Source organism: Streptomyces cinereoruber, assembly GCF_009299385.1.
Classification (GTDB): Bacteria; Actinomycetota; Actinomycetes; order Streptomycetales; family Streptomycetaceae; genus Streptomyces; species Streptomyces bikiniensis.
The window spans coordinates 4966548-4992116 of record NZ_CP023693.1 but is presented as its reverse complement, the minus strand read 5'-3'; the positions used below and the strand labels follow the sequence as shown (position 1 = coordinate 4992116).

Here is a 25569-nt window from a genome sequence, read left to right as displayed (position 1 = left end):
CAACCAGGTAGTGGCTCAACGGGGGGAGCCGAGCGGCGTGGTCGTCGGGCTCGGCGCCGGGCTGGGCCCGGGAGCGAAGGCCGGCGGGAGGGCCGGTCTCGTCGCCCGGACGAACGGCGAGAAGGGGAGTAGGGAACGGGAAGGCGGGTACGAGAGGCCCACGGCCACCCGGGGCGGGGCGAAGGAGTGCCCGACCGTCAGCGGGACCACGGCCGCCACCGGCCCCTGCGGGACCGCCACCGGGACGACCGCGCCGGGCCCGAGCGGCTGGGCTGCGACGGCCTGGGCACCCGTGCGCTCGCCGGAGCGCGTGCCGCGGCCGAGGGACGTGCCGGTGCCGGTGCCGCCCGCGGCGGTGGTGCGCAGCGGGGTGACGGCGCTGCCCGTGCCCTGGGACCCGCGCCCGCCCGCGTTCACCGACGCGTCCAGCGGCAGCGTGCCGCCGAGGGCGATGGCCGCGAACGAGACGGCGCTGGCCGCCGCGAAGGCGAAGCGCCGGCCGCGCCCGCCGGAGCCCGGCGCGCGGTCACCGACCTCGTGTATGCGGAAGCCGGAGGCGGGCCGCACCGGGTGCGGGGTGACGACCGCCGCCGTGGCGAAACCGTCCGACTTCACCCCCCGGGCGCCGAGGAGCTCTTCCAGGGGGCTTTTCCGTCCTCCGGGACCTTCCGGCCCCCCGGGATCTCCCGACGGTCCACCGGGCCCTCCGGGGAGGCCCTGGAGCCGTGCGAGGAAGCCCTCGGAGGGCGGCGGGGGCGCGGCGGAGGCGAAGACGCTCTTGAGGGTGCGCTGCGCGTCGGCCTCGGCCTTGCAGCGGGCGCAGGTCGCGAGGTGCGCGAGGACCCGCTCGCGGGCGTCGTGGCCCAGCTCGCCGTCGACGAGCGCGGCGAGCCGGTCCCCGAGGTGGTGCTCCGCGGGGGTCGGTGACGTGGGGAGTGTGCCGCTCACGCTGTGCCCGCCTCCCATCCGACGGAGGCGAGCGCACGCTCCGCCCGGGCCTCGGGGGAGCGGTGCTTGAGGGCCTTGCGGAGGTGGGAGCGCCCGCGGTGGATGCGGCTGCGGACGGTGCCGAGCTTCACGCCGAGGGTCGCGGCGATCTCCTCGTAGGACAGCCCCTCGATGTCGCAGAGGACGACGGCCGCGCGGAACTCGGGCGCGAGGGTGTCGAGGGCCTGCTGCACGTCGGCGTCGAAGTGCGTGTCGTTGAAGACCTGCTGCGGCGAGGGCTCGCGGCTGGGCAGCCGCTCGGCGGCGTCGTCGGCGAGCGCGTCGAAGCGGATGCGCTGCTTGCGGCGGACCATGTCGAGGAAGAGGTTGGTGGTGATGCGGTGGAGCCAGCCCTCGAAGGTGCCGGGAGTGTACGTCGACAGCGAGCGGAAGACGCGGACGAAGACCTCCTGGGTGAGGTCCTCGGCGTCGTGCTGGTTGCCCGTGAGGCGGTAGGCGAGGCGGTAGACCCGGCCACTGTGCGTGCTGACGATCTCCTCCCACGTGGGAGGCGTCCACGCCTGCGATTCCGCATCCGATGCGAAGGTCGCGGTGGTGGGTGCGGAGTCGGCGGTGCGAGAACGGTCAGCGGTGTCGGTCACGGATTTCGGCTCACCCGCCGACCTGAGAAGACGCCGAAGCACTCCTCCCCGATCCACAGGCGCAGCCGCACCTCCCCTGTCGGCTCTGGTGGTGTCCAGTGGAGCCCCTACCATAGCCACCTCGCCCGTTAGTTCCGGATAAGAATCTTTACGCGAATTTGGAACCGGCTCGCCCGGCTGCCTCCGTCGCGTCCCTCCCCTGGTGAACGCCCGGTCCCATCTGCGGGTTCCCGTCGGCAGCGGATACAGTCACCGTTGCGTCAACTAAGGGGACAGGAGAGGGCCATTACCGCCAACCGGCAGACGAGCTGGGCGTTCGCCGACGCCTTTGTCGCCGAGGACGAAGCACTGCGCTGGGCCCGCGAGCGGGCTGACGAGGCAGGGCTGCCCTCGGTGTCGCCGGGCACCGGCGGGGCGCTGCGCCTGCTCGCCGCGACGGCGGACGCCAAGGCGGTGGCGGAGATCGGCACCGGTACGGGCGTGTCGGGCATCTACCTGCTGCTCGGGATGCGGCCGGACGGGGTCCTGACGACGGTGGACCTCCAGCCGGAGCGGCAGCAGCTGGCCAAGACGGCGTTCCGGGCGGCGGGCTTCGCGGGCAACCGGGCCCGGTTCATCCCCGGGCGCGCCCTGGACGTGCTGCCCCGGCTCGCGGACGGCGGGTACGACCTCGTGTTCTGCGACGGCGACCGCCTGGAGTACCTGGACTATCTCGCTGAATCGTTGCGCCTGCTCCGACCTGGGGGTCTGGTCTGCTTCGAGGGCGTCTTCGCGGACGGGCGGACGATCGACTCGTCGGCGCAGCCGGCGGAGGTCCAGCGGGTCCGCGAGCTGCTGCGGGCGGTGCGGGAGAGCCAGGACCTGGTGGCCTCGCTGCTGCCGGTGGGCGACGGCCTGCTGTGCGCGGTGCGCCGCGGCTGACCGGAGCCCCCGGAGCCGTACGCACCCGAAGACGCCTCCGGCACCGGAGCCGTACGTCCGATCGACCGGCACCCCTCGGGACCGTACGCCTTCTCACGGCACCGCCGGGCCCGGAGCCGTACGGGCTCCGGAGACACCGCTGCCCCGGTGCGGCGGACCGGACCGGGGCAGCGGTGGAAAATCACTGGAGAGAGGGTCAGCCGACGACCTTCTTGAGGGCGTCGCCCAGCGCCTCGGCCTCGTCGGGGGTCAGCTCGACGACAAGCCGACCGCCGCCTTCGAGCGGAACGCGCATGACGATGCCCCGCCCCTCCTTGGTCACCTCGAGCGGGCCGTCACCCGTCCGCGGCTTCATGGCCGCCATGCTTGTTCCCCTTCCTGAAACCAGCCCATCGACAACCGGGCAGCTCCTTGGTGTGGAGCACGCGTCACCGGCTTCGAACACATTGCTTCCAGGTCATTATCCCGCATGGCAGGACCCGATGACCAACATCGAATGGCATCGCTTGCGCAACGCGCTCTCTCATAACCCCACATTTCGGCGGTCGGCCTGCGATACTTCGCCGCTCGGCGTCCGCCAGGACACCTCCGTTCTTTGACGCAGCTCACATGTGCGGCGGGGACGATCTCCGCCATGCTGTGCTGGTCAACCACGCGACGAGGCGGAGGAAACCCATGGCGGACACGGTCCTGTACGAGGTGAGCGACGGGCTCGCGACCATCACGCTCAACCGGCCCGAGGCCATGAACGCCCTGAACGTGGCGACCAAGGTCGCCCTCCGGGACGCGGCGGAGACGGCCGCGTCGGACCCCGCCGTACGGGCGGTGCTGCTCACGGCGGCCGGGGACCGGGCGTTCTGCGTCGGGCAGGACCTGAAGGAGCACGTGGGGCTGCTCCTGGCGGACCAGGAGTCCGGCACGCGCGAGACCATGAACACGGTCCGCGACCACTACAACCCGATCGTGCGGGCCTTCACCGGGATGAGGAAGCCGGTGGTGGCGGGCGTGAACGGGGTCGCGGCGGGGGCCGGCTTCGGCTTCGCGCTCGCGGCGGACTACCGGGTCGTCGCGGACACGGCCTCTTTCAACACCTCCTTCGCGGGCGTGGCGCTCACCGCCGACTCGGGCGTGTCCTGGACGCTGCCGCGCCTGATCGGCGCGAGCCGCGCCTCCGACCTGCTGCTCTTCCCGCGCTCGATCGGCGCCCAGGAGGCGTACGAGCTGGGCATCGCGAACCGCCTGGTCCCGGCCGCCGACCTGGCCGCCGAGGCCGAGAAGACGGCCCGGAAGCTCGCGGAGGGCCCGACGGTGGCGTACGCGGCCCTGAAGGAGTCCCTGGCGTACGGCGCCGACCACTCGCTCTCCGAGGCGCTGGACAAGGAGGAGGAGCTCCAGACCCTGGCGGGCGCGTCGGAGGACCACACCATCGCGGTCCGCGCCTTCGTCGCCAAGGAGAAGCCGAAGTACCTGGGCCGCTAGACCGTTCTCCTAGGCGGTCTCCGCCGGGGCCTTCTCCGGGGTGGCGGCGAGGCCGCCGCCCCGGGCCGCGCAGTCCGCGAGGTGGTCGTCGACCAGGCCGCAGGCCTGCATCAGCGCGTAGGCCGTGGTGGGGCCGACGAAGCGGACGCCGCGCTTCTTGAGGGCCTTGGAGAGGGCCGTGGACTCGTCGGTGACCGCCGGGACGTCGGCGAGCGTGCGCGGGGCCGGGCGGGTCGCGGGGTCGGGGGCGTACGACCAGATCAGGGCCTCCAGCTCGCCCGGCTCCCAGCCGGCGAGCAGTTTCGCGTTGGCGAGGGTGGCGTCGATCTTGGCCCGGTTGCGGATGATGCCCGCGTCCAGGAGGAGCCGTTCGCGGTCGGCCTCGCCGAAGGCGGCGACGGCGGCGATGCCGAAGCCCGCGAAGGCGCGCCGGAAGCCCTCGCGGCGGCGCAGGATCGTGATCCAGGAGAGGCCCGACTGGAAGGCCTCCAGGGAGAGGCGTTCGAAGAGGGCGTCGTCGCCGTGGACCGGGCGGCCCCACTCCTCGTCGTGGTACGCCGTGTAGTCCTCGGCCGACAGGCCCCAGGGGCAGCGCGCGAGGCCGTCCGGTCCGGTGAGCGTGCCGCCGGCGGTCACGGGCGCTCGTCCCGCGCGTCGCCGGGACGGGGGCCGGGGCCGGAACCGGGACCGAGGTCGGGGCCGGAGTCGGGGCCGGGACCGAAGCCGGGGGCCGTCCCCGGGCCGTCGCCCGCGTCCGGGCCCGCCAGCGCCTCCTCCAGTTCCGCGATCCGGGCGTCCCGCTCGGCCAGTTCGGCGCCGAGGCGGACCAGGACGTCGTCCACGTCCGCCATCCGGTAGCCCCGGGCGGCGACGGGGAGGCGCAGCGCCTCGACGTCGGCGCGGTCGACCGGCCGGGCGAGCGGCAGGGGGTCGACGAGCTGCTCGGGCGCCACCTCGGGCAGCACCTCGCTGTCGCCGCCGCCGACCACGGCCAGGGTCACCGCGGCCACGACCACGACCATCGTGATGAGCAGAAACCAGAACACTGCGCGCCTCTCCCCGGAGTGGAAACCGTCCGGTGCCGATCGTGCCATGCGTCACCGACGGTTAGGGTCGCAGGCGAACGGACGCGAGGGAGGACAAAAGGGATGCTGCGCTTGGGACGGCGTGAATTCGGGCCGCACGAGCCGGTGGTCATGGCGATCGTGAACCGGACGCCGGACTCCTTCTACGACCGGGGCGCGACCTTCCTGGACGAGCCGGCGCTCGACCGGGTCGAGCGGGCCGTGGCCGAGGGGGCGGCGATCGTGGACATCGGCGGGGTGAAGGCGGGCCCCGGCGAGGAGGTGACGGCCGAGGAGGAGGCGCGGCGCACGGTCGGCTTCGTCGCCGAGGTCCGCAGGCGCCACCCGGACGTGGTGATCAGCGTGGACACCTGGCGGGCGGACGTCGGCGAGGCGGTCTGCGAGGCCGGCGCGGACGTCCTGAACGACGCGTGGGGCGGGGTCGATCCGCGGCTCGCGGAGGTGGCGGCGAAGTACGGGGCGGGGCTCGTCTGCACCCACGCGGGCGGCGCGGAGCCGCGGACCCGGCCGCACCGGGTCGAGTACGAGGACGTGATGGCCGACGTGCTGCGGGTGACCGTGGGCCTCGCGGAGCGGGCGGCGGCGCTGGGGGTGCGCCGGGACGGGATCATGATCGACCCGGGGCACGACTTCGGGAAGAACACCCGGCACAGCCTGGAGGCGACCCGGCGGCTCGGCGAGATGGCGGAGACCGGATGGCCGGTGCTGGTGTCCCTGTCGAACAAGGACTTCGTGGGCGAGACCCTGGACCGCCCGGTGCAGGAGCGGTTGATCGGCACCCTGGCGACGACGGCCGTGTCCGCGTGGCTGGGAGCCCGGGTGTACCGGGTGCACGAGGTCGCGGAGACCAAGCAGGTCCTGGACATGGTGGCGTCCATCGCGGGCCACCGCCCGCCGGCCGTGGCGCGGCGCGGGCTGGCGTAGGGCCCGTCCGGAGGGTGAGGGGGGCGCCGCGGTACGGCGCCCCCGGGAGCGGAGCTACTTGCCCGTCTCCTTCGTCACCAGCGCCACCGCCTCCTCCACGTCGTCCGTGACGTGGAAGAGCAGCAGGTCGTGCTCCGCGGCCTTGCCGCCCGCGACGACCGAGTCGCGCAGCCAGTCCACGAGCCCCTTCCAGTACTCCGTCCCGAAGAGGACGATCGGGAAGCGGGTGATCTTGCGGGTCTGGACCAGGGTGAGCGCCTCGAAGAGCTCGTCCAGGGTGCCGAGGCCGCCGGGCAGGACCACGAATCCCTGGGCGTATTTGACGAACATCATCTTTCGCACGAAGAAGTACCGGAAGTTCACACCGATGTCGACGTGCGCGTTGAGCCCCTGCTCGAAGGGGAGCTCGATGCCGAGGCCGACCGAGACGCCCTTGGCCTCCCTGGCCCCCTTGTTGGCCGCCTCCATGGCGCCCGGACCGCCGCCCGTGATGACCGCGAAGCCCGCGTCGACGAGCGCGCGGCCGATCCGTACGCCCGCCTCGTACTCGGGCGAGTCCGGCTTCGTGCGGGCCGAGCCGAAGACGCTGATCGCGCTCGGCAGTTCGGCGAGGGCTCCGAAGCCCTCGACGAACTCGGACTGGATGCGCATGACCCGCCAGGGGTCGGTGTGCACCCACTCCGAGTCGCCCTCGGTGTCGAGCAGCCGCTGGTCCGTCGTGCCCGGCTGGACCTGGTCCCTGCGCCTGAGCACCGGCCCCAGCCGCTGCTCCTCGGGCTTCGCCACTCCCTCGGGAATGCCCATGGCCTGCTCCCTCCGCCGATCGGCGGTCCGCCGTGGACCGCCAACTGATCTTCTGGTCCGGTCAGGGTAGGACGACACAGGTGACGAAACGCGAAATTACGGAAGTCAGGCAGTCAGCCAGTCGCGGAGCCGGGCCTCGCAGTGGTGGATCCGCTCGACGACGACGTGCTCGTCGCGCTTGTGCGCGTACATGGGATCGCCCGGTCCGTAGTTGACGGCGGGGACGCCGAGGGCGCTGAAGCGGGAGACGTCGGTCCAGCCGAACTTGGGGTGCGCGCTGCCGCCGACGGCCTTCATGAAGGCCTCCGCGGCGGGGTGGGAGAGGCCGGGCAGGGCGCCGGGGCTCTCGTCGTCCACGACCAGCTCGGCGATGTCGCAGTCGGCGAAGACCTCGCGGACGTGGGCCAGGGCCTCGGCCGGGGAGCGGTCGGGCGCGTACCGGTAGTTGACGGTGACGGTGCAGGCGTCGGGGATGACGTTGGTGGCGACGCCGCCCGAGATCGCCACGGCGTTGAGCCCCTCGTGGTACTCCAGGCCGTCGATGACCGGCTTGCGCGGCTCGTACGCGGCGAGGCGGGCGAGGATCGGGGCGGCGGCGTGGACGGCGTTGGAGCCCATCCAGGAGCGGGCGGAGTGGGCGCGCTCGCCGGCGGTGTGCAGGACGACGCGGAGGGTGCCCTGGCAGCCGCCCTCGACCTGGCCGTCGGAGGGTTCGAGGAGGACCGCGAAGTCGCCCTCCAGCCACTCGGGGTGCGCGGCGGCGATCTTCCCGAGGCCGTTGAGGTCGGCGGCGACCTCCTCGTTGTCGTAGAAGACGAAGGTGAGGTCGCGGTTGGGGGCGGGGACGGTGGCGGCGATCCGGAGCTGGACGGCGACGCCGGACTTCATGTCGGAGGTGCCGCAGCCCCACAGGACGCCGTTCTCGTCGAGCCGCGAGGGCACGTTGTCGGCGATCGGCACGGTGTCGATGTGGCCGGCGAGGACGACCCGCTCGCCGCGGCCGAGCGTCGTGCGGGCGACGACGTTGTTGCCGTACCGGTCGACGGTGAGGTGCGGCAGGGCGCGCAGGGCCCGCTCGATCGCGTCCGCGAGGGGCCGCTCGGTCCCGCTGACGGACGGGAAGTCGACGAGGGCGGCGGTGAGGGCGGCCCCGTCCAGGGACAGGTCGAGGGGGGCGTCGAGCGGGGTGATGTCAGCCATGTGCCGACCCTAACCCGGCCTCCAGTACGGTGGGCCCCGTGTCCGAGCCCATCCGCCCCGCCCGCCGTGGCCGCCTCGCCCGTTCCGCGGCCGCCTTCGCCGTGCTCCTCGGCCTCGCCTCGTATGTCGGCCTCCACCAGATGACCGGCAGCAAGGGCACCCCGCGGTGCAGCGTGGGCAGCGGCGACCACCGGTACGAGTTCACTCCGGAGCAGGCGTCCAACGCGGCGACGATCTCGGCCGTGGGCACCACCCGGGGGCTGCCGGAGCGGGCGGTGACGATCGCGCTCGCGACGGCGCTCCAGGAGTCGGCGCTGCGGAACATCGGGCACGGCGACCGGGACTCGCTCGGCCTCTTCCAGCAGCGTCCCTCGATGGGCTGGGGGACGCCGGAGCAGATCATGGACCCGGTGTACTCGGCGGGGAGGTTCTACGCGGGCCTGGAGAAGGTCCCGGGGTACTCGCGGCTGCCGCTGACGGTGGCGGCGCAGAAGGTGCAGAAGAGCGGGTTCCCGCAGGCGTACGCGAAGCACGAGCCGGACGCCGCGCTGCTCGCCGCCGCCCTGACGGGCCGGACGCCGGCCGGGCTCTCCTGCACGGCGAACCCGAAGGAGGGCGAGCCGGGCGATCCGCAGCGGGTGCGTACGGAGCTGATACGGGCCTTCGGCCAGAAGGCGGCCCCGACGGCGGTGACCGGCGGGCCGAGCGCGGGGCGGTCGGCGGCGGAGCCGCCGGTGCTCGTGGTGCCGGTGCGGCCGGTCGCGGGGTCCGGCGCGGACGAGCGGCGCGGCTGGGAGCTGGCGCAGTGGGCGGTGGCCCGGGCGGAGGCACTGCGCATCACGGAGGTCTCCTACGGGGACCGGGTGTGGCGCGCGGGCGAGGCCCTCGGCGGCTGGTCGAAGCACTCGGGCGGGGCGGCGGCGGGCGGCGACTCCGTCCGCATACGGCTGGCGCAGTAGCCGGAAGTCCCCGTACGGCCGTTCCCTCCCTCACCCGCCCGTGGCACGGGGGCGGTGCGGGGCGCGGGGAATTCGGCGGGGTTTCGGAGCGGTTTTCCCGGGGGGTGTCACGTCCCCTCAATTCCCTTGCGGGACAAGGGAAGTGACGGTTCGCCAGGCGCTTGCGCAATGACGCGTTCGTCCGTTTTCCTCCCCGCCCGACAATACGACGCATTGCCAATTCTTTACCTTCGACCGCCGCAACCTCTCCCTCCCCGGGGCCGGTTGTCACTGCGTCCGAACGCACACGTCGCACCTCGTCGAAGGAGCACCATGTCCCTCCCCCTGACCCGCCGGATCGCCCGCGCCGCCCTCATCGTCGCGGCCGGAGCAGCCCCCGTGGTCGGTGCGGCCGGCTCCGCGAGCGCCCTCGACCACGGCCTCGCGCCGACCGGCGCCCTGGGCGGCCTGACCGCCCTGGACGTCTCCGAGTCGGGCAGCACCGTCGACGGCGCCTCGCGGTCCACCGCCGGCGTCGTCGGCCAGGCCGGCGAGGCCGCCGCCCCGGTCGCCCAGAAGGTCGCCGGCGACACCGCCGGCACCGCCGCGGGCGAGGTCGTCGGCAAGACCGCCGGCGCGGCCGTCGAGAGCGCCGAGGGCCCGACCGGCGGCGCCCTGGGCGGCGGCCTCGGCGGCCTGCCGACCGGCCAGACGCTGGGCGGCCTGCCGCTGGGCGGCTGACCTCCACGCGGAGCGGCGGAACACCGGAAGGGCCCGGGGAGCGTGATCGCTCCCCGGGCCCTTCCGCGTCACCCGCTCCGGGCTCAGCCCAGGCGCTTGACGGCCGCCTCGACCCGCTCGTCCGTCGCCGTGAACGCCACCCGCACGAACCGCTCCCCGGCCTCGCCGTAGAAGTCGCCGGGCGCCACCAGGATGCCCTTCTCCGCCAGGTACGCCACGGTCTCCCAGCAGGGCTCGTCCCGGGTCGCCCACAGGTACAGGCTCGCCTCGCTGTGCTCGATCCGGAAGCCGTGCGCCTCCAGGGCCGCCCGCAGCGCCGCCCGCCGGGCCGCGTACCGCGCGCGCTGCTCGGCCACGTGCGCGTCGTCGCCGAGCGCCGCGACCGTCGCCGCCTGCACCGGGGCCGCGGTCATCATGCCGCCGTGCTTGCGGATCTGGAGCAGCTCGCCGAGCACGGCCGGGTCGCCCGCGATGAAAGCGGCCCGGTAACCGGCCAGGTTGGAGCGCTTGGAGAGCGAGTGGACGGCGACGATCCCCTCGTACGAACCGCCGTTGACGTCCGGGTGCAGGACGGAGACCGGGTCGGCCTCCCAGCCCAGCTCCAGGTAGCACTCGTCGGAGAAGACCAGGATGCCGTGCTCGCGCGCCCAGGCCACGATCCGGGTCAGCTCCTCCTTCGGGAGGACCTTCCCGGTGGGGTTGGACGGGGAGTTGAGCCAGAGCAACTTGACCGCGGCCGGGTCCAGGTCGGCGACCGGGTCGTCGTAGACGACGGGGGTCGCGCCGCAGAGCCGCGCACCGACCTCGTACGTCGGATAGGCGAGCCGCGGGTACGCGACCGCGTCCCCGGGGCCGAGCCCGAGCTGCGTCGGCAGCCAGGCCACCAGCTCCTTGGAGCCGACCACCGGCAGCACGTTCTCGTGGACGAGCCCGACCGCGCCGAGGCGCCGCTCGCACCAGCCGGTGAGCGCGTCCCGCAGCGCCGGGGTCCCCCACACCGTCGGATAACCCGGCGAGTCCGCCGCCGCCACCAGGGCCTCCCGGATCAGCGCGGGGACCGGGTCGACGGGCGTGCCGACGGACAGGTCCACGATCCCGTCCGGGTGCGCCAGGGCCGTTTTCTTGTACGGCTCCAGCTTGTCCCAGGGGAAGACGGGGAGGCGCGAGGAGACTGCGCTCACGGGTTGGCTCACTTCCTCGTACGGGCGCGTGCGGGCCGGTACGGACGGGCGGACGCGGGCTGACTGGCTGTCTGGCCGGCTCGGGAAGCGCGTCGGTCCCGCACGGCGCTCGGCGCCGTACGGGACCGGATGCGGTCGATCAGCCGTTCTGCGGCGGCAGGGCGGCGATGAAGGGGTGGTCGCGCTCGATCTCGCCGAGCTTGGAGGCACCACCGGGCGAACCGAGCTCGTCGAAGAACTCGACGTTCGCCTTGTAGTAGTCCTTCCACTCCTCCGGAGTGTCGTCCTCGTAGAAGATCGCCTCGACCGGGCAGACCGGTTCACAGGCCCCGCAGTCGACGCATTCGTCCGGGTGGATGTACAAGGACCTCTTGCCCTCGTAGATGCAGTCGACGGGGCACTCCTCGATGCACGCCTTGTCCTTGACGTCGACACAAGGCTGCGCGATGACGTAGGTCACGCTGTCGTTCCTCCTCGATAGGGCTGGTCTGCGCGGGAGCGCGGCGTCGTCGATGCCCGCACCTAGTATCTCCGTTCTCGGGGGCGATCCGAACAGGAGGGGTGGAGAAGCAGTGGAATTCACCGGCGGTGGACGCCTTGAGATCCGTGTCACCAGCGCTGACGTGGGAAAACGTGTCTCCGTTCGGTACGTGACCGGCTCGGGCGAGGCGGGCGGCATGTTCACCGACGCGGTCGGGGTTCTCACATCATGGGACGACAGGGTGCTGCTGATCACGCGGAGGACCGGCGAGGCCGTCCGGATCGCGGAATCCTCCCTGGTCGCGGGGAAGGTCGTGCCCGCCGCCCCGGCCCGCCGACGGGGTCCTTCGGCCACCTTCCCGGAGCTGGCGCGGGCCACCGCGCGCGCGTGGGAGCCGGTCGAGAGCGAGGCCCTGGGAGGGTGGGTCCTGCGCGCCTCCGACGGATTCACCCGGCGGGCCAACTCGGTGCTCCCCCTCGGTGATCCGGGGCTCCCGGTGGCCGAGGCTCTGGCGTACGCACGTCAGTGGTACGCGGACCGGAAACTGCCCGCGTACGTGCAGGCCGCGACCGGCGCCGAGGGCACCCAGGAGCTGCTCTGCGCCGAACTCGACCGGCTCGGCTGGCGGCGCGAGGTGTCCGCCGAGGTGCGGATCGGGGCGCTCGCGCCGATCGGGGACCTGGACGCCGACGTCTCCGCCGTGCGCCTCTCCCGCGCCTTCGACGGGACGTGGCTGCGCCGCTACCGGCGCTTCGGGGAGCCGGGCCCGGCGGTGCGGGCGCTCCTCACCTCCGGGCCGAGCGTGTGGTTCGCGTCCGTCGCGGGCCCGGACGGGGTGCCCGCGGCCATCGGCCGCTGCGTCGTGGACGGGCGCTGGGCCGGCTTCATGGCCGTCGAGGTCGCCCCGGAGCTGCGGCGCCGGGGCCTGGCCACGTCCGTGATGACCGCGCTCGCCCGCCGGGCCCTCGACGAGGGCGCGTCGGCGGCCTGGCTCCAGGTGGAGGCGGACAACGACGGCGCGCGGGCGCTGTACGACGGGATGGGCTTCGCGCCCCACCACCACTACCACCACTACCGATGGGCGGAGGCGTGACGGCGGAAGACCCCCACGGCGATCCGGTCGGCGGGCCGGAGGGCGGGCCCCCCGGCCCGCCGGACTGGCGGCGGGAGTTCGCGGAGGAGGCGCGGGGCGAGCGGCCCGACCTCGCGCGGCTCTGCCTGCTCATCGGGGCGGTGGCCGACCCCTCCGTCACCCGGCACGACCTCGACGCGGCCGAGGTCGAGCTCGACCGGCTCGCCGGGCTCGTCCCGTACGCCACCCGGGTCACCGGCGACTGGGCCGCCGCGCTCGCCGCGCTCCTCGGGCGCCGCGAGGGGTTCGAGGGCGTGCCCGCCGACTACCAGCGCCTGGAGTCCTCGCTGCTGCACGAGGTGCTCCGGCGGCGCCGGGGGCTGCCGATCCTGCTCTCGGTGGTGTGGATGGAGGTCGCCCGGCGGGCCGGGGCGCCCGTGTACGGGCTCGGGCTGCCCGGCCACTTCGTCGTCGGCTTCGGCGATCCGGCCGACCTGGACCTCGCGGACCCGTTCGCGGGCGGGCGGGCCATGACGGGCGCGGACGCCGAACTGCTCGTGGCGAGCGCGACGGGCGAGGCGCTCGACCGCTCGATGCTCCGGCCGGCCGAGCCCGGCGCGATCGTGCTGCGCGTCCTGAACAACATCCGCGCCTGGGCGGCCCACCGCCCCGAGCGCTCCGGCGTCGCCCTGTGGGCGGTGGAGCTGGCCCTGCTCCTCCCCTCCCACCCGGCGAGGCTGCGCTACGAGCGCGCCGAACTGCTCGTGCGGCGCGGGGACTTCCTGACGGGCGCTGTGGAGATGGAGGCGTACGCGCGGGTGATGGACGCGGTGGACCCGGAGGCGGCGACCACGATCCGGCGCCGCGCCCTCGCGGCCCGGGCCCGGCTGAACTGAGGCCGGGGGCGCGGGGCGCCCGGGGAGGCCGCGGGCCCGGCCCGGCCGCGTCCCCTCCGGGGCCGTCCGCCTCGGGGCCGTTCCGGCGGGTTCCGTGCGGGTGGCCACGCCGCCGGCGCCCGTCGCACCCGGAGTGTGCTCAGGACGGAGAGCAGGAAGACCGCGCCCTCCAGCGCCCGGCCGCCCGGGTGGCCCGCCGGGCCGTCGGCCTCCTGGAGGTCCTGCGGAACGCCGCCGCCCTCGGGAACGAGGAGATCGGCCCGCCCCGGGAGCGGAACAAGGAGCAGCGCCGCGAGGTCCAGGAGAAGCTGGTCGGGGCCCTGGCCAAGGAGCACCCCCTGCCCGCCGGCATGACGGTCGAGCGGGCGGCGGACATCGACTGCACCCTGCTCGGCCCGGAGGTCCACCACCCGCTCGTCACCGAGCGCGGCCGGAGCTCCCGGAAGTGGGCGGACCGGGTGCGCGCCGACCTCTGCCGCCGGCTGCTGGGCGAGGTCTGACGCCCCGCCGCCGGGCCCGGAGACGACGACGGCGGTACGGGCGCCCGAGCGCCGTACCGCCGCCGTTCCCGGCCCTGCGGGCCGTCAGCCCTCGCCGGAGAGGTCGATCGTCTTCGTGCGCTCGGCGGGCGTCTTGCCCAGGAGCGCGTCGCGCATCACGAAGGCCACGTCGTCGGCGGAGACCTCGTGCTTGTTGCCGTCGCCCTTGGTGATCATGACGCCGTCGAAGGCGCCGTCCAGGAGCCGCTCGATCGCCTTCTTGTCGTAGACCTCGACCAGGCGGCCGTTGACGGGCTTCATGGAGAGGATCTGCGGCAGCGACCGCGCCGGGCCGAACTGGATCTCCTTGCCGCCCGCCCTGATCGTGATCAGGCCGGACATCGCGGGCTCCGCGAACTCCTTCATCGCCCGGTCCAGCTCGGCCTTGGTGACCGTCGGCTGGCGGGAGGTGACGGGCAGCTCGACCAAGTTGGTCCGCCCCGTCTCGACCTGGGCGCGGAAGGCGTCCCGCACCGAGTAGATCGAGCGCCGGACGTCCAGGCCCTTGCCGGGCTTGCCCTCGACCGGGGTCACCTTGTTCGGCGCGAAGAGGATCGTGCCCTCGGTCGCGGAGCCGGAGGCGCCCGCCAGGTCGGTCAGGGCGACGGCCAGCTTCTCCTCGTCCACCGGGAAGACCGGCTTGGCGACCCGCTCGCCGCCGAAGAGGGAGCCGATGACCGAGACGGGGTTGTAGTCGCTGCCCGCGGCGTTCCGGACGGTCTCCTGGCTGTCCAGGGAGAGGCCCGCCTTGTCCGGGGGCATCTGGACCTTCTTGCCGCCGACGGAGAGCTGGAGCGGGGCGTGGGCGCGCGGGCCGAGGGCCTTCTCCAGCTTGTTGACGGCCTCCTCCTTCGTACCGCCGCCGATGTCCACGCCGAGCACCGTGGTGCCCTTGGGGACGTCGGAGTGGTTGAGGAGCAGTCCCGCGCCGTAGGCGACGCCGAGGAGGCCGACGACTCCGGCGCCGAGCAGGACCAGCTTGGAGCGGCCCTTCTTCTTGGCCGGGGCCTGGCGCGCGGCCGGGGCGGGGGCGGGGGCCGGCCGCTCCTCGACGCGCGGGGTGAGGTCCGGGCGGGCCTGCGCCGGCGGGACCACGGGGATGCCGCTGGTGAGCGTGTCGCCGGAGACGTGGCCCGCGCCCTCGGCCGCCGGGCCGCCGCCGCGGCCCGGACCTCGGCCGGGGGCAGGGGCGGGCTGCTGGGGCGTCAGGACGGCGGTGTCGTCGGACATGCGCGGGGCGCCGTCGGGGTACTGGGCGCCCGGGCCGACGGGCCCCGGGCCGACCGGCCCCTGGCCCTGGCCGCCCTGAACGCCCTGGCCCCGGAAGGGGCCCTGGCCGCCGGGGCCGCCGAGCGAGGCGATGCCGCTCATCGGGCCGGTGGTCGGACCGGACGGAGCCGCCGGACCGCCCTGGACGGGCGTGCCGCCGGCCGGGGTGCCGTCGTACAGGGGCGTACCTCCGGCGGGGGTGCCGTCGTACAGCGGCGTGCCCCCGGCGGGGGTCCCCTCGTACAGCGGCGTGCCCCCGGCGGGCGTCCCGTCGTACAGCGGGGTCCCGCCGGCCGGGGTGCCCTCGTACAGCGGCGTGCCGCCCGCGGGCGTGCCGGTCTCGTACAGCGGGTTGCCCGGGACGGGGCCGGACGGGGTGACTGGGCGGCTCGACGGGGTGCTGCCGACCGTCGGGACGCCCGAGGTCGCGGAGCCCGCGAAGCCCGTGCCCGGGGCGTCCGGGCCGGGCGCCGTCCGCTTCGGGGCCGGCGCGGGGGACGGCGACGGGGCCGGGGCCGGGGCGGGTGCCGGGGACTTGCGCGGTGCGAACCAGTCGCTCGTCTCCTGCCCCTTCGGGGCGGCGGGCTCCTCGGCCCTCGGCGGCTCCGGGGCCGCCACCGGCTCGGGCTCCGGCTCCGCGGCGGGGGCGGTCTCCGGCGCGGCCTCCGGGGCGGACGCCTCGTTGACCGTCTTGCGGACCACGACCGGCGGGATCGGACGCGAACCCGGGATGTTGATCCGGATCCGGGTCGTCAGCGTCGTCTCGGTCTTGGGCTCCTCCGGCGGTGCGGACGCGGCGGTCTCCTCCGGCGCGTCCTGCGAGGGGTGGAGCGACGGATACTGGCGGGATCCGTACGGCGGGGTACCCGAGGGGTACGCGGCTCCACCGCGCCCCTGGGCGCCGGAGGACGAACTGTCAGTCTCTCGACCAGTTTCACGACTCAAAGCAGGATCTCCCGGTTGGCTCCACCGCCCGCTCTTGCTGATGCTCGTATGACCCGGGCGGTTCGGCGGCGCGCACCACCATACTGGCCGCCGCCGTCACGCACCCGACCCCCGGGCCCCCGACGACGGGCAATCCGACCGAAGTCGGGACGTCTCCGACCTCAAGTCCTCCTGCTCACCGGGGCGGTCGCGGCAGCCTGACCAGCGTGGCGCACATCACAGCGACGCCCATGCCCCCGAAGAGGAACAACAGCTCGCCGACGCCCCCGCCGAACACCCCGTCGCCCTCGGGGCGTCCGAAGCTGAGCAGGACGACGGCCAGGAGCCAGCCGCCGCCCGCCGCGGCCACGCCGGCCTGGGTGCCGGTGGCGCGCAGTCCGCCGTAGAAGAGGCCCCCGGTGGCGAGGAGCGCGAGGAGCAGGCCGGCGGGGAGCCAGGCGGCCTGGACGAGCGCCCCGGCGGCCCCGACGAGGGCGCCGAGGACGAACAGGAGGCCGTACCAGACGTATCGGGCGGTACGGGCGACGGGGAAGCCGTCGGACGCGGCGGCGGGGCGGCCGGGCGCGGCGGGGCGGCCCGACGAGGCCGCGCGCCCCCGCGACGACGGGTCCGGGGAGGAGTCCGGGGAGGGCTTCGGCGAGGAGGAGGGGCTCACGCGGTCACCCCCGCGAAGAGGTCGGTCTCGCGCTCGCCCTCGGGCGCGCCGGAGGTGCCGTGCGCCAGTTCGTAGTACTCGGTGGTGAGGAGCGGTTGCCCGAGGTCGTTGGAGAGGGCGAAGAAGGGGCCGTCGACCGCGACTTGGGTGGCGTGCGCGGCCATCGCGGCGCTCTTGCGGGCGGCCTGCTCCGGGGTCCCGGCGATCTCGGCGGTGATCCGGTCCTCGTCCACGACGCCGGGGACGTCCCCGACCGCGGCGACCGCGGGGAAGGCGGAGCCCTCGGCGCGCAGCCGGGCGAAGCCGGCCTCGACCACGGGGCGCGGGACGCGGTTCCAGTAGACCTTGGCGATGGCGTGGGCCGGGCCGAGGTCGGGGCGGAAGTCCGGGTCGGCGGCCAGTTCGGCGGCGCGGGTGGCGACCCGGTGGGCCTGGATGTGGTCGGGGTGGCCGTAGCCGCCGTCGGGGTCGTAGGTGACCAGGACCTGCGGGCGGGTCTCGCGGATCACCTCCACGAGGTACGGGGCGGCGGTGTCGACGTGCGTGTTCCAGAAGGCGCCGTCCCGCCGGTTCTGCTCGACGCCCATCATCCCCGAGTCGCGGAAGCGCCCGGGGCCGCCGAGGAAGCGGTGGTCGGTGACGCCCAGCGCGGCCATCGCGGCGGCGAGTTCGCCGACGCGGTGCGGGCCGAGCCGGTCCTCGCGGTCCGGGGCCAGGTGGGCGAGGCCGGGCGGGATGACCTCGCCCTCCTCGCCGAGCGTGCAGGTGACGAGGGTGACGAGGGCGCCCTCGGCCGCGTACCTGGCCATGGTGACGCCGTTGTTGATCGACTCGTCGTCCGGGTGCGCGTGCACGAGCAGCAGACGGCGGGCGGGGAGATCGGGCATGTCCCCACCCTACGAGACCCCGCCCCGCCGGACGCGCCCCGCGCCCCGCGCGGCCGGACCGGGAGGACGGCCGCCGGGTGCGCGGGGTCGGAACCCGGGGCTCAGAACTTGAGGCCGCCGATCATGCCCGCCACGTTGGTCGTGAGGGTGCTGATGGACGGGGCGATGGACGAGCTCGCCAGGTAGAAGCCCAGGAGCGCACAGACCGCCGCATGTCCAGCCTTCAGCCCGGATTTCCGGATCAGAAGGAAGACGACGATCGCCAGCAGCACCACCACGGAGATCGAGAGTGCCACGGCGGTTCACCTCCACACTTCTTCGGTCGGTTTGTTCGGAGCGGTTCGGGCAAGGAGCGGAAAGCATGTGCCGGACGGATGTCTACCCACCCAGCGCTACGGATCATAACTATCCGTGCCATCGCATCGATCGGCGGACGGAGGCACGAGGGGGGCGCACAGCGCTAGTTTCGGCCTCATGACCCTGTCTCGACAGCAGCCCGCCACACCCTCGGCCGGCCTCTCCTTCCCCCGCCAGCACGCCCGGACCCAGCGGTTCACGCTGGGGGTCCCGCGCGGTTTCTCGGTCTCCCCGGACGGGGAGCGCGTGGTGTTCGTCAGGTCCGCCTCCGGCACGGACCGCTCGCACCGGCTCTGGGTGCTCGACCTGCCGCCGGGCGGCGAGCCGGCGGAGCGGGTGGCCGCCGACCCGGACGTGCTCCTCGCGGGCGCGGAGGAGGAGCTGTCCCCGCAGGAGCGGGCGCGCCGGGAGCGGAGCCGGGAGGGCTCGGCCGGGATCGTGGCGTACGCGGTGGACGGAGCCGTGGAGCTGGCGGCGTTCGCCCTGTCGGGGCGGCTGTTCGCGGCGGAGCTGCGGGCCGGGACGGCGCGGGAGCTGCCGGTGCCGGGCCCGGTGATCGACCCGCGTCCCTCGCCTGACGGGCGGCTCGTGGCGTACGTGGCGGAGGGCGTGCTGCGGGTGGTGGGCGCGGACGGTTCGGACGACCGGGCGCTGGCCGTTCCGGAGGACCCGCACGTCTCCTACGGATTGGCCGAATTCATCGCCTCGGAGGAGATGGGGCGGTATCGCGGCCACTGGTGGTCCCCGGACTCGGACCGGCTGCTCGTGGCGCGGGTGGACGACCGGGCGGTGCGGACCTGGTGGATCGCGGACCCGGCGCACCCGGAGCGGGAGCCGCAGCGGGTGGCGTACCCGGCGGCGGGGACGGACAACGCGGAGGTGCGGCTCTTCGTCGTGGGCCTGGACGGGTCCCGTACGGAGGTGGCGTGGGACCGGGAGCGGTACCCGTACCTGGCGCGGGTGCACTGGTCGGCGGCCGGGGCGCCGCTGCTGCTCGTCCAGACGCGGGGGCAGCGGGAGCAGGCGCACCTGGCGGTGGACCCGGCGACCGGGGCGACCTCGGTCGTACGGGTGGAGGAGGACCCGGCCTGGCTGGAGCTGCTTCCGGGGGTGCCGGCGTGGAGCGCGGACGGGCGGCTCGTACGGATCGCGGACGTCGCGGACGGCGGCTCCGACGTGGACACGGGCGACGGCGGGACGCGGGTCCTGGCCGTCGGGGACCGGGTCCTCACCGACGGGCGGCTGCACGTCCGGGCGGTGCTCGACGTCGGCCCGGACGACGTCCTCGTGTCGGCGTCGGCGGGCGCGGCGGCCGAGGCGCCGGAGACCGGCGAGACGCACGTGTACCGGGTGACGGAGGAGGGCGCCGAGCGGGTCTCCGAGGGCGTGGGCGTCCACGGCGCGGTGCGCGCGGGGGCGGTGACCGTCCTGGTGTCGGCGCGCCCGGACGGGCCGGGGAGCACGGCGCGGGTGCTGCGGGACGGCGAACCGGTCGCGGTGGTCGCCTCGTACGCGCAGCGGCCGGTGATCGCGGCCCGGCCCCGGCTCACGGAGGCCGGGCCCCGGCGGATCCCGTGCGCGGTGCTGCTGCCCTCGGGGTACGCGGAGGGCGACGGGCCGCTGCCGGTCCTGATGGACCCGTACGGCGGCCCGCACGGGCAGCGGGTGGTGGCCGCGCACAACCCGCACCTGACGTCCCAGTGGTTCGCGGACCAGGGCTTCGCGGTGGTCGTGGCGGACGGGCGCGGCACCCCGGGCCGCTCCCCCGCCTGGGAGAAGGCGATCCTGCGCGACCTGACGCCGACGCTCGACGACCAGGTGGAGGCGCTGCACGCGCTCGCCGGGCGCTTCCCCCTCGACCTGGGGCGGGTGGCGGTCCGGGGCTGGTCGTACGGCGGCTACCTGGCGGCGCGGGCGGTGCTGCGGCGGCCGGACGTCTTCCACGCGGCCGTCGTCGGGGCGCCGGTGACGGACTGGCGGCTCTACGACACGCACTACACCGAGCGGTACCTCGGGACCCCGCAGGACGACCCGGAGGTGTACGCGGCGCAGTCGCTGCTCACCGACGACGGGCTGTCCTCCCCGGAGGTGCCGGTGCGGCCGATGATGGTCGTGCACGGGCTCGCGGACGACAACGTGGTGGTGGGGCACGCGCTGCGGCTCTCCTCCGCGCTGCTCGCGGCGGGCCGGCCGCACGAGGTGCTGCCGCTGTCGGGGGTCACGCACATGACGCCGCAGGAGCAGGTGGCGGAGAACCTGCTCCTGCTCCAGGTGGACTTCCTGAAGCGGTCCCTCGGCCTCGACCGGGACTGAGGCCGGAGCCGGGGCCGGGTCACCAGCCCGGTGGCCGGGGGTGCGGCGGGGGCGGGGGCAGCACCCCGGCCGGCGGGTACGGGGCGGGCGAGGCGGCGGGGGCGCCGCGCCCGGCCAGGAGGGCGAGGACGGCGACGCCCGCGAGGAGCCCGAAGAGGGAGGTGAGGGCGTCCGACCGGTACGGCTCGGGGAGGTCCGCGAGCCGTTCGAGGATCCCGGACCGGGCGGCCCCCGCGGTCCCGGCGAGGCCGTGGGCGGCCAGGAGCGCCCCGGCGAGCAGCCCGAAGGCGCGGGTGTGGCGGGCCCGCGCGAAGGCGGAGGCGGCGGCCGTGGCGTACAGCGCGACGAGGACCGCCGCCAGCCAGCCGGGCGGGGGCCCGAGGGGCGCCTTGACGACGGACCGGCCGCCGGTGAACCGGTCGACGGTGATCTCCGCGGGCAGCCGGGACGCCCAGTACAGCTCCCAGCCGGCGACGGCGGCGGCGGCGACCGCGAGCAGGACCCCGGCGGCGACGGCGGCGCCGGTGCGGGGGCGGCCGGGAAGCGGCTCGTACGGGGCGTTCGCCGGGCGGCGTCCGGCGGCGGCGACGAGCACGAGGCCGGCGGCGAGGGCCAGTTCGAGCAGGGCGGTGACGAGGACCCCGCTGTCGGGCGCCCAGAGGCCGGGCAGGCGCAGGGCGAGCGTGACGGCGCCGGTGGCGGCGAGCGCGGAGGCCGCGTGCCGCGAGCGGAGGGCGGCGACGGCGGCGGCCGCGGAGACGACGAGGAGCACCGGGTCGACCAGGGAGGTGGCGGCCCGCCCCCGGGCGAGGAAGAACCGGTCCCCGGCCCAGTACCACGCGAGGTCGGCGGGCGAGCCGAGCGCGGCGAGGTCCTTGAGGATCCACACGGCGGCTGTCAGGACGAGCGCGGCGCAGAGCGCGGCGCCGGTGAGTCGTGCCGGGCGCGTCAGAGTCACGGCTTCGATACTCACGGTCGCGACCGGCCGAAACAAGCGGTTCCGGATATCCGGGGAGGGGCGGGGCGGCCGGCCGGAGCGCCTGGTGCGCTCCGGCCGGCCCACGGCACCCGCACGGCCGTACGCTGTGCAGCCTGCCGCGTCCGTATATCGGAGCCGAGTCGGGCGGATTGCCCCGGTGTTAAGGGGTGTTCGGGGGCGGGGTGTCGTCGTCCGGGCGGAGGAGGTGGCTGCCGCCCGGGGGCGGGGGGCCGGGCCTCTTCTCCAGGTCCGGGGTCCCGTCCTCCCCCGGGTCGCCCTTCTCCAGGACCGCCCGGTGTTCCTCCGCGACCACGTGCTTCTCCTCCGCGAAGTGGCAGGCCGAGTCGTGGCGGGCCGGGCTGTCGGTGAGCCGGAAGACGGCCGGGACCGCGAGCAGCGGGACCTCCTGGGCGCAGCGCTCGCGCGCCTTCCAGCAGCGGGTGCGGAAGCGGCAGCCGGAGGGGATGTCGGCCGGGGAGGGCACGTCGCCGGTGAGGATGATCCGCTCGCGGTGGGCGCGCGCCTCGGGGTCGGGGACGGGGACGGCGGAGAGCAGCGCCTGCGTGTAGGGGTGGGTGGGGTGGTCGTAGATCTGCGCGTCGGTGCCGATCTCGACGATCCGGCCGAGGTACATGACGCCGACCCGGTCGGAGATGTGCCGCACGATGGACAGGTCGTGGGCGATGAAGACGTACGACAGGGAGAACTCGGACTGGAGCTGGTCCAGGAGGTTGACGACCTGGGCCTGGACGGAGACGTCGAGGGCGGAGACCGGTTCGTCGGCGACGATGACCTCGGGCTGGAGGGCGAGGCCGCGGGCGATGCCGATGCGCTGGCGCTGGCCGCCGGAGAACTGGTGCGGATAGCGGTTGATGTACTCGGGGTTGAGGCCGACGACGTCCAGGAGGTCCTGGACCTTGCGGCGCCGGTCGCCCTTGGGCGCGACCTCGGGGTGGATCTCGTACGGCTCGCCGATGATGTCGCCGACGGTCATGCGCGGGTTGAGCGAGGTGTACGGGTCCTGGAACACCATCTGGATGTTGCGCCGGACCGCCTTGAGGGCGCGCGGGGAGAGCTTGGTGATGTCCTCGCCCTTGTAGCGGATGGTGCCGGAGGTGGGCCGTTCCAGGTTGACCAGCATCTTCGCGACGGTCGACTTGCCGCAGCCGGACTCGCCGACGATGCCGAGGGTCTCGCCGGCGACGAGGTCGAAGTCGACGCCGTCGACGGCCTTGACGGCGCCGACCTGCTTCTTGAAGAGGATGCCCTGCGTCAGCGGGTAGTGCTTGTGGAGGTCCCGGACTTCGAGGATCGCCTCGCCCGTCCCGGCCGCCCGGGTCGTCCCGGCCGTCTCAGCCATGGAGGCACTCCTTCCAGAAGTGGCAGGCGCTGGCGCGCGGCACCGGGGACTCGGTCACCTCGTACAGCGGGGGCTCGTCGGTCCGGCAGACGTCCTGGGCCATCGGGCAGCGCGGGTTGAAGGCGCAGCCGGGCGGGATGTGCAGCAGGTTGGGCGGCAGGCCCTTGATCGCGTACAGCTCCTGGCCCTTCTGGTCCAGGCGCGGGATCGATTCGAGGAGGCCCTTGGTGTAGGGGTGGGCGGGGGCCTTGTAGATCTCGTGGACGGGGGCCTGTTCGACGATCCGGCCCGCGTACATCACGGCGATCTTGTCGGCGACGTCGGCGACGACGCCGAGGTCGTGGGTGATGAGGATGAGGCCCATGTTGAGCTCGCGCTGGAGCTCGGCGAGCAGGTCCATGACCTGGGCCTGGACGGTCACGTCGAGAGCCGTGGTGGGCTCGTCGGCGATGATCAGCTCGGGTTCGAGGGCGAGCGCCATGGCGATCATGATGCGCTGGCGCATGCCGCCGGAGAACTGGTGCGGGTACTGGCCGACGCGTTCCTTGGCGGCGGGGATGCGGACCCGGTCCATCAGCTCGACGGCCTTGGCCCGGGAGTCCTTCCGGGACATCCCCTGGTGGACCTGGAACATCTCGCCGAGCTGGTCCCCGACGCTGAGGACGGGGTTGAGGGAGGACAGCGCGTCCTGGAAGACCATCGCCATCCGGGCGCCCCGGATCTTGCGCCGCTCGTCCTCCTTGAGCTTGAGGAGGTCCTGTCCCTGGAAGAGGATCTCGCCCCGGGTGATCCTCCCGGGCGGGATGTCGAGGATGCCCATGACGGCCTGGGCGGTGACGGACTTGCCGGAGCCGGACTCGCCGAGGACGGCGAGGGTCTCCCCCGCGTCGACGGAGTAGTCGACGCCGTTGACCGCCTTGGCCACCCCGTCCCGGGTGTGGAACTCCACGTGCAGGTCGCGCACTTCGAGCAGCATGGATCCCTACCTCAGCTTGGGGTCGAGGGCGTCGCGGACGGCGTCGCCGAGCATGATGAAGGCGAGCACCGTGACGGCCAGCGCGCCGGCCGGCCAGAGCAGCATGTGCGGGGCGTTGCGGATGTACTGCGAGGCCGAGGAGATGTCGATGCCCCAGGAGACGGTGGGGGGCTTGAGGCCGACGCCGAGGAAGGAGAGCGTCGCCTCCAGGGAGATGTACGTGCCGAGGGCGATGGTGGCGACGACGATCACGGGGGCCACGGCGTTGGGCGTGATGTGCCGGAGCAGCATCCGGGAGTTGGAGGCGCCGAGCGCGCGGGCGGCCTGGACGTAGTCGTTCTGCTTGGCGGTGATGACGGAGCCGCGGGCGATGCGGGAGATCTGCGGCCAGCCGAGCAGCACCATGAAGCCGATGACGGGCCAGACGCTGTTGTTGCTGACGACGGAGAGGAGGACCAGGCCGCCGAGGACGACGGGGATGGCGAAGAAGATGTCGGTGATCCGGGAGAGGAAACCGTCCCAGGCGCCGCCGTAGAAGCCGGCGAGGCCGCCGAGGACCGAGCCGAGGAGGGTCACGCCGAGGGTGGCGAGGACGCCGACCTGGATGGAGGCCCTGGCTCCGTAGACCGTGCGGGTGTAGACGTCGCAGCCCTGGCCGTTGAAGCCGAAGGGGTGGCCGGGCTGGGAGCCCTCCTGGGCCTTGGAGAGGTCGCAGTCCAGCGGGTTGCCGCTGGCGATGAGCTGCGGCCAGATCGCGATGACCACCAGGAAGAGGATGATCAGGCCGGAGATGATGAAGATCGGGTTCCGGCGCAGGTCGTGCCAGGCGTCGGACCAGAGGGAGCGGGCCTTCTTGTCGGGTCCGGTGCCGTCGGGGCCGCCGGGGACCTTCTCGAGGGTCTCGGCCTCGGACATCGCGAGGTCGGTGGCGCCGCCGGCGCCGGTCGAGGCGATGGCCGACCCCTCGTCGTGGTGCTCGGGCATCTCAGGCATAGCGGATCCTCGGGTCAAGGACGGCGTACAGGAGGTCGACGAGCAGGTTGGCCACCAGGAAGACCAGGACGAGGACGGTCACGAAGCCGACCACGGTCTGGGTGTTCTGGCGGAGGATGCCCTGGTAGAGCTGGTAGCCGACCCCGTGGATGTTGAAGATCCGCTCGGTGACGATGGCGCCGCCCATGAGGGCGCCGATGTCGGTGCCGATGAAGGTGACCACCGGGATGAGGCTGTTGCGCAGCAGGTGCCGGGTGATGACCCGGCGGCGGGGCAGGCCCTTGGCGACGGCGGTGCGGACGTAGTCGGCGCGCTTGTTCTCGGCGATCGAGGTCCGGGTGAGCCGGGTGACGTAGGCGAGCGACACGGAGGCGAGGACCAGGCCGGGGACGATGAGTTCGTCGAAGGTGGCGGCGGAGGAGACCGAGGGGTCGATCCACTTCCACTTGACGCCGAGGAGGAGCTGGACGAGCAGGCCGGTGACGAAGGTCGGGACGGAGATGACGACCAGGGTGAGCAGCAGCACGGTGGTGTCGACGGGCCGGCCGCGCTTGAGGCCGGTGAGGACGCCGAGGCTGATGCCGATGACGATCTCGAAGAGGATCGCCACGATGGTGAGGCGGATGGTGACCGGGAAGGCGTTGGCCATCAGCTCGGTGACCTCCTGACCGTTGAAGGCCGTGCCGAAGTCTCCGGTGAAGACGTTGCCCATGTAGGTCAGGTATTGCTGCCAGACCGGCTTGTCGAGGCCGAACTCCTTCTTGAGCTGGGCGGCGGTCGCCGGGTCGCACTGGCGGTCGCCGCACAGTCCGGCGACGGGGTCGCCCATCACGTTCACCATCAGGAAGATCAGCAGCGTGGCGCCGAAGAAGACCGGGATCATCTGCAGCAGTCGCCGGATCACGTATCGACCCATGAGGGACTCCGGGGGTTGGCTCCGGGAAGGGATGCGGGAAGGCGTACGGCCCGGCGCGGGGTCCGCGGG

General features: G+C 74.0%; 27 protein-coding genes. 9 read left to right on the top strand and 18 right to left on the bottom strand.

What is annotated here, in order from left to right; translation table 11 throughout:
* Nucleotides 1-15: 15 nt before the first annotated feature.
* Together CP977_RS22645 and sigE are read right to left on the bottom strand one after the other, a co-directional pair.
* Nucleotides 16-948, bottom strand: a complete 933-nt coding sequence (locus CP977_RS22645) for an anti-sigma factor family protein (RefSeq protein ID WP_062756882.1) — start codon at nt 946-948, stop codon at nt 16-18.
* Entirely contained in the window at nt 945-1703 is a 759-nt protein-coding gene (gene sigE / locus CP977_RS22640) for an RNA polymerase sigma factor SigE (RefSeq protein WP_079131043.1), read from the bottom strand. Before sigE ends, CP977_RS22645 begins: the two co-directional genes overlap by 4 nt.
* 141 nt (nt 1704-1844) lie before the next feature.
* On the opposite strand from sigE, the gene CP977_RS22635 reads away from it, so the two are divergent.
* Entirely contained in the window at nt 1845-2510 is a 666-nt protein-coding gene (locus CP977_RS22635; protein ID WP_079131044.1) for an O-methyltransferase, read from the top strand.
* A 196-nt stretch (nt 2511-2706) separates the two neighbouring features.
* On the opposite strand, the gene CP977_RS22630 is transcribed toward CP977_RS22635, so the two are convergent.
* Nucleotides 2707-2874 (bottom strand): DUF3117 domain-containing protein, encoded by a 168-nt coding sequence (locus CP977_RS22630; RefSeq protein WP_009997451.1) that lies wholly within the window; start codon nt 2872-2874, stop codon nt 2707-2709.
* Nucleotides 2875-3185: 311 nt separating this feature from the next.
* On the opposite strand from CP977_RS22630, the gene chcB reads away from it, so the two are divergent.
* On the top strand, nt 3186-3989 hold the full coding sequence (chcB, locus tag CP977_RS22625; RefSeq protein ID WP_062752383.1) for a 2-cyclohexenylcarbonyl CoA isomerase: 804 nt from the start codon (nt 3186-3188) through the stop codon (nt 3987-3989).
* A 9-nt stretch (nt 3990-3998) separates the two neighbouring features.
* Here chcB and CP977_RS22620 read toward each other — a convergent pair whose 3' ends face one another.
* Together CP977_RS22620 and CP977_RS22615 are read right to left on the bottom strand one after the other, a co-directional pair.
* Nucleotides 3999-4625: a DNA-3-methyladenine glycosylase I gene (locus tag CP977_RS22620; protein ID WP_062752384.1), complete on the bottom strand. Its 627-nt coding sequence runs from the start codon at nt 4623-4625 to the stop codon at nt 3999-4001.
* Nucleotides 4622-5035: a hypothetical protein gene (locus CP977_RS22615; RefSeq protein WP_062752385.1), complete on the bottom strand. Its 414-nt coding sequence runs from the start codon at nt 5033-5035 to the stop codon at nt 4622-4624. Before CP977_RS22615 ends, CP977_RS22620 begins: the two co-directional genes overlap by 4 nt.
* A gap of 102 nt (nt 5036-5137) precedes the next feature.
* Here CP977_RS22615 and folP point away from each other — a divergent pair, with 102 nt between their 5' ends.
* Nucleotides 5138-5998 (top strand): dihydropteroate synthase, encoded by an 861-nt coding sequence (gene folP, locus CP977_RS22610; protein ID WP_062752386.1) that lies wholly within the window; start codon nt 5138-5140, stop codon nt 5996-5998.
* A 54-nt stretch (nt 5999-6052) separates the two neighbouring features.
* Here folP and CP977_RS22605 read toward each other — a convergent pair whose 3' ends face one another.
* Both CP977_RS22605 and dapE read right to left on the bottom strand, forming a co-directional pair.
* Nucleotides 6053-6802, bottom strand: a complete 750-nt coding sequence (locus CP977_RS22605) for an LOG family protein (protein ID WP_062752387.1) — start codon at nt 6800-6802, stop codon at nt 6053-6055.
* A 105-nt stretch (nt 6803-6907) separates the two neighbouring features.
* On the bottom strand, nt 6908-8002 hold the full coding sequence (gene dapE / locus CP977_RS22600) for a succinyl-diaminopimelate desuccinylase (protein WP_062752388.1): 1095 nt from the start codon (nt 8000-8002) through the stop codon (nt 6908-6910).
* Between the two features lie 29 nt (nt 8003-8031).
* On the opposite strand from dapE, the gene CP977_RS22595 reads away from it, so the two are divergent.
* Together CP977_RS22595 and CP977_RS22590 are read left to right on the top strand one after the other, a co-directional pair.
* Nucleotides 8032-8961 (top strand): hypothetical protein, encoded by a 930-nt coding sequence (locus CP977_RS22595; RefSeq protein ID WP_062752389.1) that lies wholly within the window; start codon nt 8032-8034, stop codon nt 8959-8961.
* 312 nt (nt 8962-9273) lie between these two features.
* Complete coding sequence (locus CP977_RS22590) at nt 9274-9681, top strand: hypothetical protein (protein ID WP_062752390.1); 408 nt, start codon at nt 9274-9276, stop codon at nt 9679-9681.
* An 83-nt stretch (nt 9682-9764) separates the two neighbouring features.
* Here CP977_RS22590 and CP977_RS22585 read toward each other — a convergent pair whose 3' ends face one another.
* Nucleotides 9765-10862, bottom strand: a complete 1098-nt coding sequence (locus CP977_RS22585; protein WP_152370726.1) for a bifunctional succinyldiaminopimelate transaminase/glutamate-prephenate aminotransferase — start codon at nt 10860-10862, stop codon at nt 9765-9767.
* 139 nt (nt 10863-11001) lie between these two features.
* The gene (gene fdxA / locus CP977_RS22580; RefSeq protein ID WP_015035968.1) at nt 11002-11322 is read right to left on the bottom strand and encodes a ferredoxin; all 321 of its coding nucleotides are present in this window, start codon (nt 11320-11322) and stop codon (nt 11002-11004) included.
* 112 nt (nt 11323-11434) lie between these two features.
* On the opposite strand from fdxA, the gene CP977_RS22575 reads away from it, so the two are divergent.
* The 3 genes from CP977_RS22575 to CP977_RS22565 all read left to right on the top strand — a co-directional run bounded on the left by CP977_RS22575 (nt 11435) and on the right by CP977_RS22565 (nt 13811).
* Complete coding sequence (locus CP977_RS22575; protein WP_062752392.1) at nt 11435-12436, top strand: GNAT family N-acetyltransferase; 1002 nt, start codon at nt 11435-11437, stop codon at nt 12434-12436.
* Nucleotides 12433-13311, top strand: a complete 879-nt coding sequence (locus CP977_RS22570; protein ID WP_109185313.1) for a transglutaminase family protein — start codon at nt 12433-12435, stop codon at nt 13309-13311. The genes CP977_RS22575 and CP977_RS22570 overlap by 4 nt, the downstream gene beginning before the upstream one ends.
* 188 nt (nt 13312-13499) lie before the next feature.
* Nucleotides 13500-13811 (top strand): hypothetical protein, encoded by a 312-nt coding sequence (locus tag CP977_RS22565; protein ID WP_109185312.1) that lies wholly within the window; start codon nt 13500-13502, stop codon nt 13809-13811.
* A gap of 84 nt (nt 13812-13895) precedes the next feature.
* On the opposite strand, the gene CP977_RS22560 is transcribed toward CP977_RS22565, so the two are convergent.
* From CP977_RS22560 to CP977_RS22540, 4 genes are all read right to left on the bottom strand, one after another.
* Entirely contained in the window at nt 13896-16064 is a 2169-nt protein-coding gene (locus CP977_RS22560; RefSeq protein ID WP_208420660.1) for a hypothetical protein, read from the bottom strand.
* Nucleotides 16065-16239: 175 nt separating this feature from the next.
* Nucleotides 16240-16719, bottom strand: coding sequence for a DUF6113 family protein (locus CP977_RS22550; protein WP_222987458.1), 480 nt, complete (start codon nt 16717-16719; stop codon nt 16240-16242).
* Complete coding sequence (gene mshB / locus CP977_RS22545) at nt 16716-17606, bottom strand: N-acetyl-1-D-myo-inositol-2-amino-2-deoxy-alpha-D-glucopyranoside deacetylase (protein WP_062752395.1); 891 nt, start codon at nt 17604-17606, stop codon at nt 16716-16718. The genes CP977_RS22550 and mshB overlap by 4 nt, the downstream gene beginning before the upstream one ends.
* A gap of 101 nt (nt 17607-17707) precedes the next feature.
* Nucleotides 17708-17902: a hypothetical protein gene (locus CP977_RS22540; RefSeq protein WP_015035959.1), complete on the bottom strand. Its 195-nt coding sequence runs from the start codon at nt 17900-17902 to the stop codon at nt 17708-17710.
* Nucleotides 17903-18080: 178 nt separating this feature from the next.
* Here CP977_RS22540 and CP977_RS22535 point away from each other — a divergent pair, with 178 nt between their 5' ends.
* A complete protein-coding gene (locus tag CP977_RS22535; RefSeq protein ID WP_152370724.1) occupies nt 18081-20276 on the top strand; it encodes a S9 family peptidase in 2196 nt (731 codons plus the stop codon).
* Between the two features lie 19 nt (nt 20277-20295).
* On the opposite strand, the gene CP977_RS22530 is transcribed toward CP977_RS22535, so the two are convergent.
* From CP977_RS22530 to CP977_RS22510, 5 genes are all read right to left on the bottom strand, one after another.
* A complete protein-coding gene (locus tag CP977_RS22530) occupies nt 20296-21234 on the bottom strand; it encodes a hypothetical protein (protein WP_229991390.1) in 939 nt (312 codons plus the stop codon).
* A 181-nt stretch (nt 21235-21415) separates the two neighbouring features.
* Nucleotides 21416-22615, bottom strand: a complete 1200-nt coding sequence (locus tag CP977_RS22525) for an ABC transporter ATP-binding protein (protein WP_062752397.1) — start codon at nt 22613-22615, stop codon at nt 21416-21418.
* Nucleotides 22608-23591 (bottom strand): ABC transporter ATP-binding protein, encoded by a 984-nt coding sequence (locus tag CP977_RS22520; RefSeq protein WP_062752398.1) that lies wholly within the window; start codon nt 23589-23591, stop codon nt 22608-22610. The genes CP977_RS22525 and CP977_RS22520 overlap by 8 nt, the downstream gene beginning before the upstream one ends.
* 6 nt (nt 23592-23597) lie before the next feature.
* A complete protein-coding gene (locus CP977_RS22515; protein WP_062752399.1) occupies nt 23598-24584 on the bottom strand; it encodes an ABC transporter permease in 987 nt (328 codons plus the stop codon).
* Nucleotides 24577-25500: an ABC transporter permease gene (locus tag CP977_RS22510; RefSeq protein ID WP_062752400.1), complete on the bottom strand. Its 924-nt coding sequence runs from the start codon at nt 25498-25500 to the stop codon at nt 24577-24579. Before CP977_RS22510 ends, CP977_RS22515 begins: the two co-directional genes overlap by 8 nt.
* Nucleotides 25501-25569: the final 69 nt, after the last annotated feature.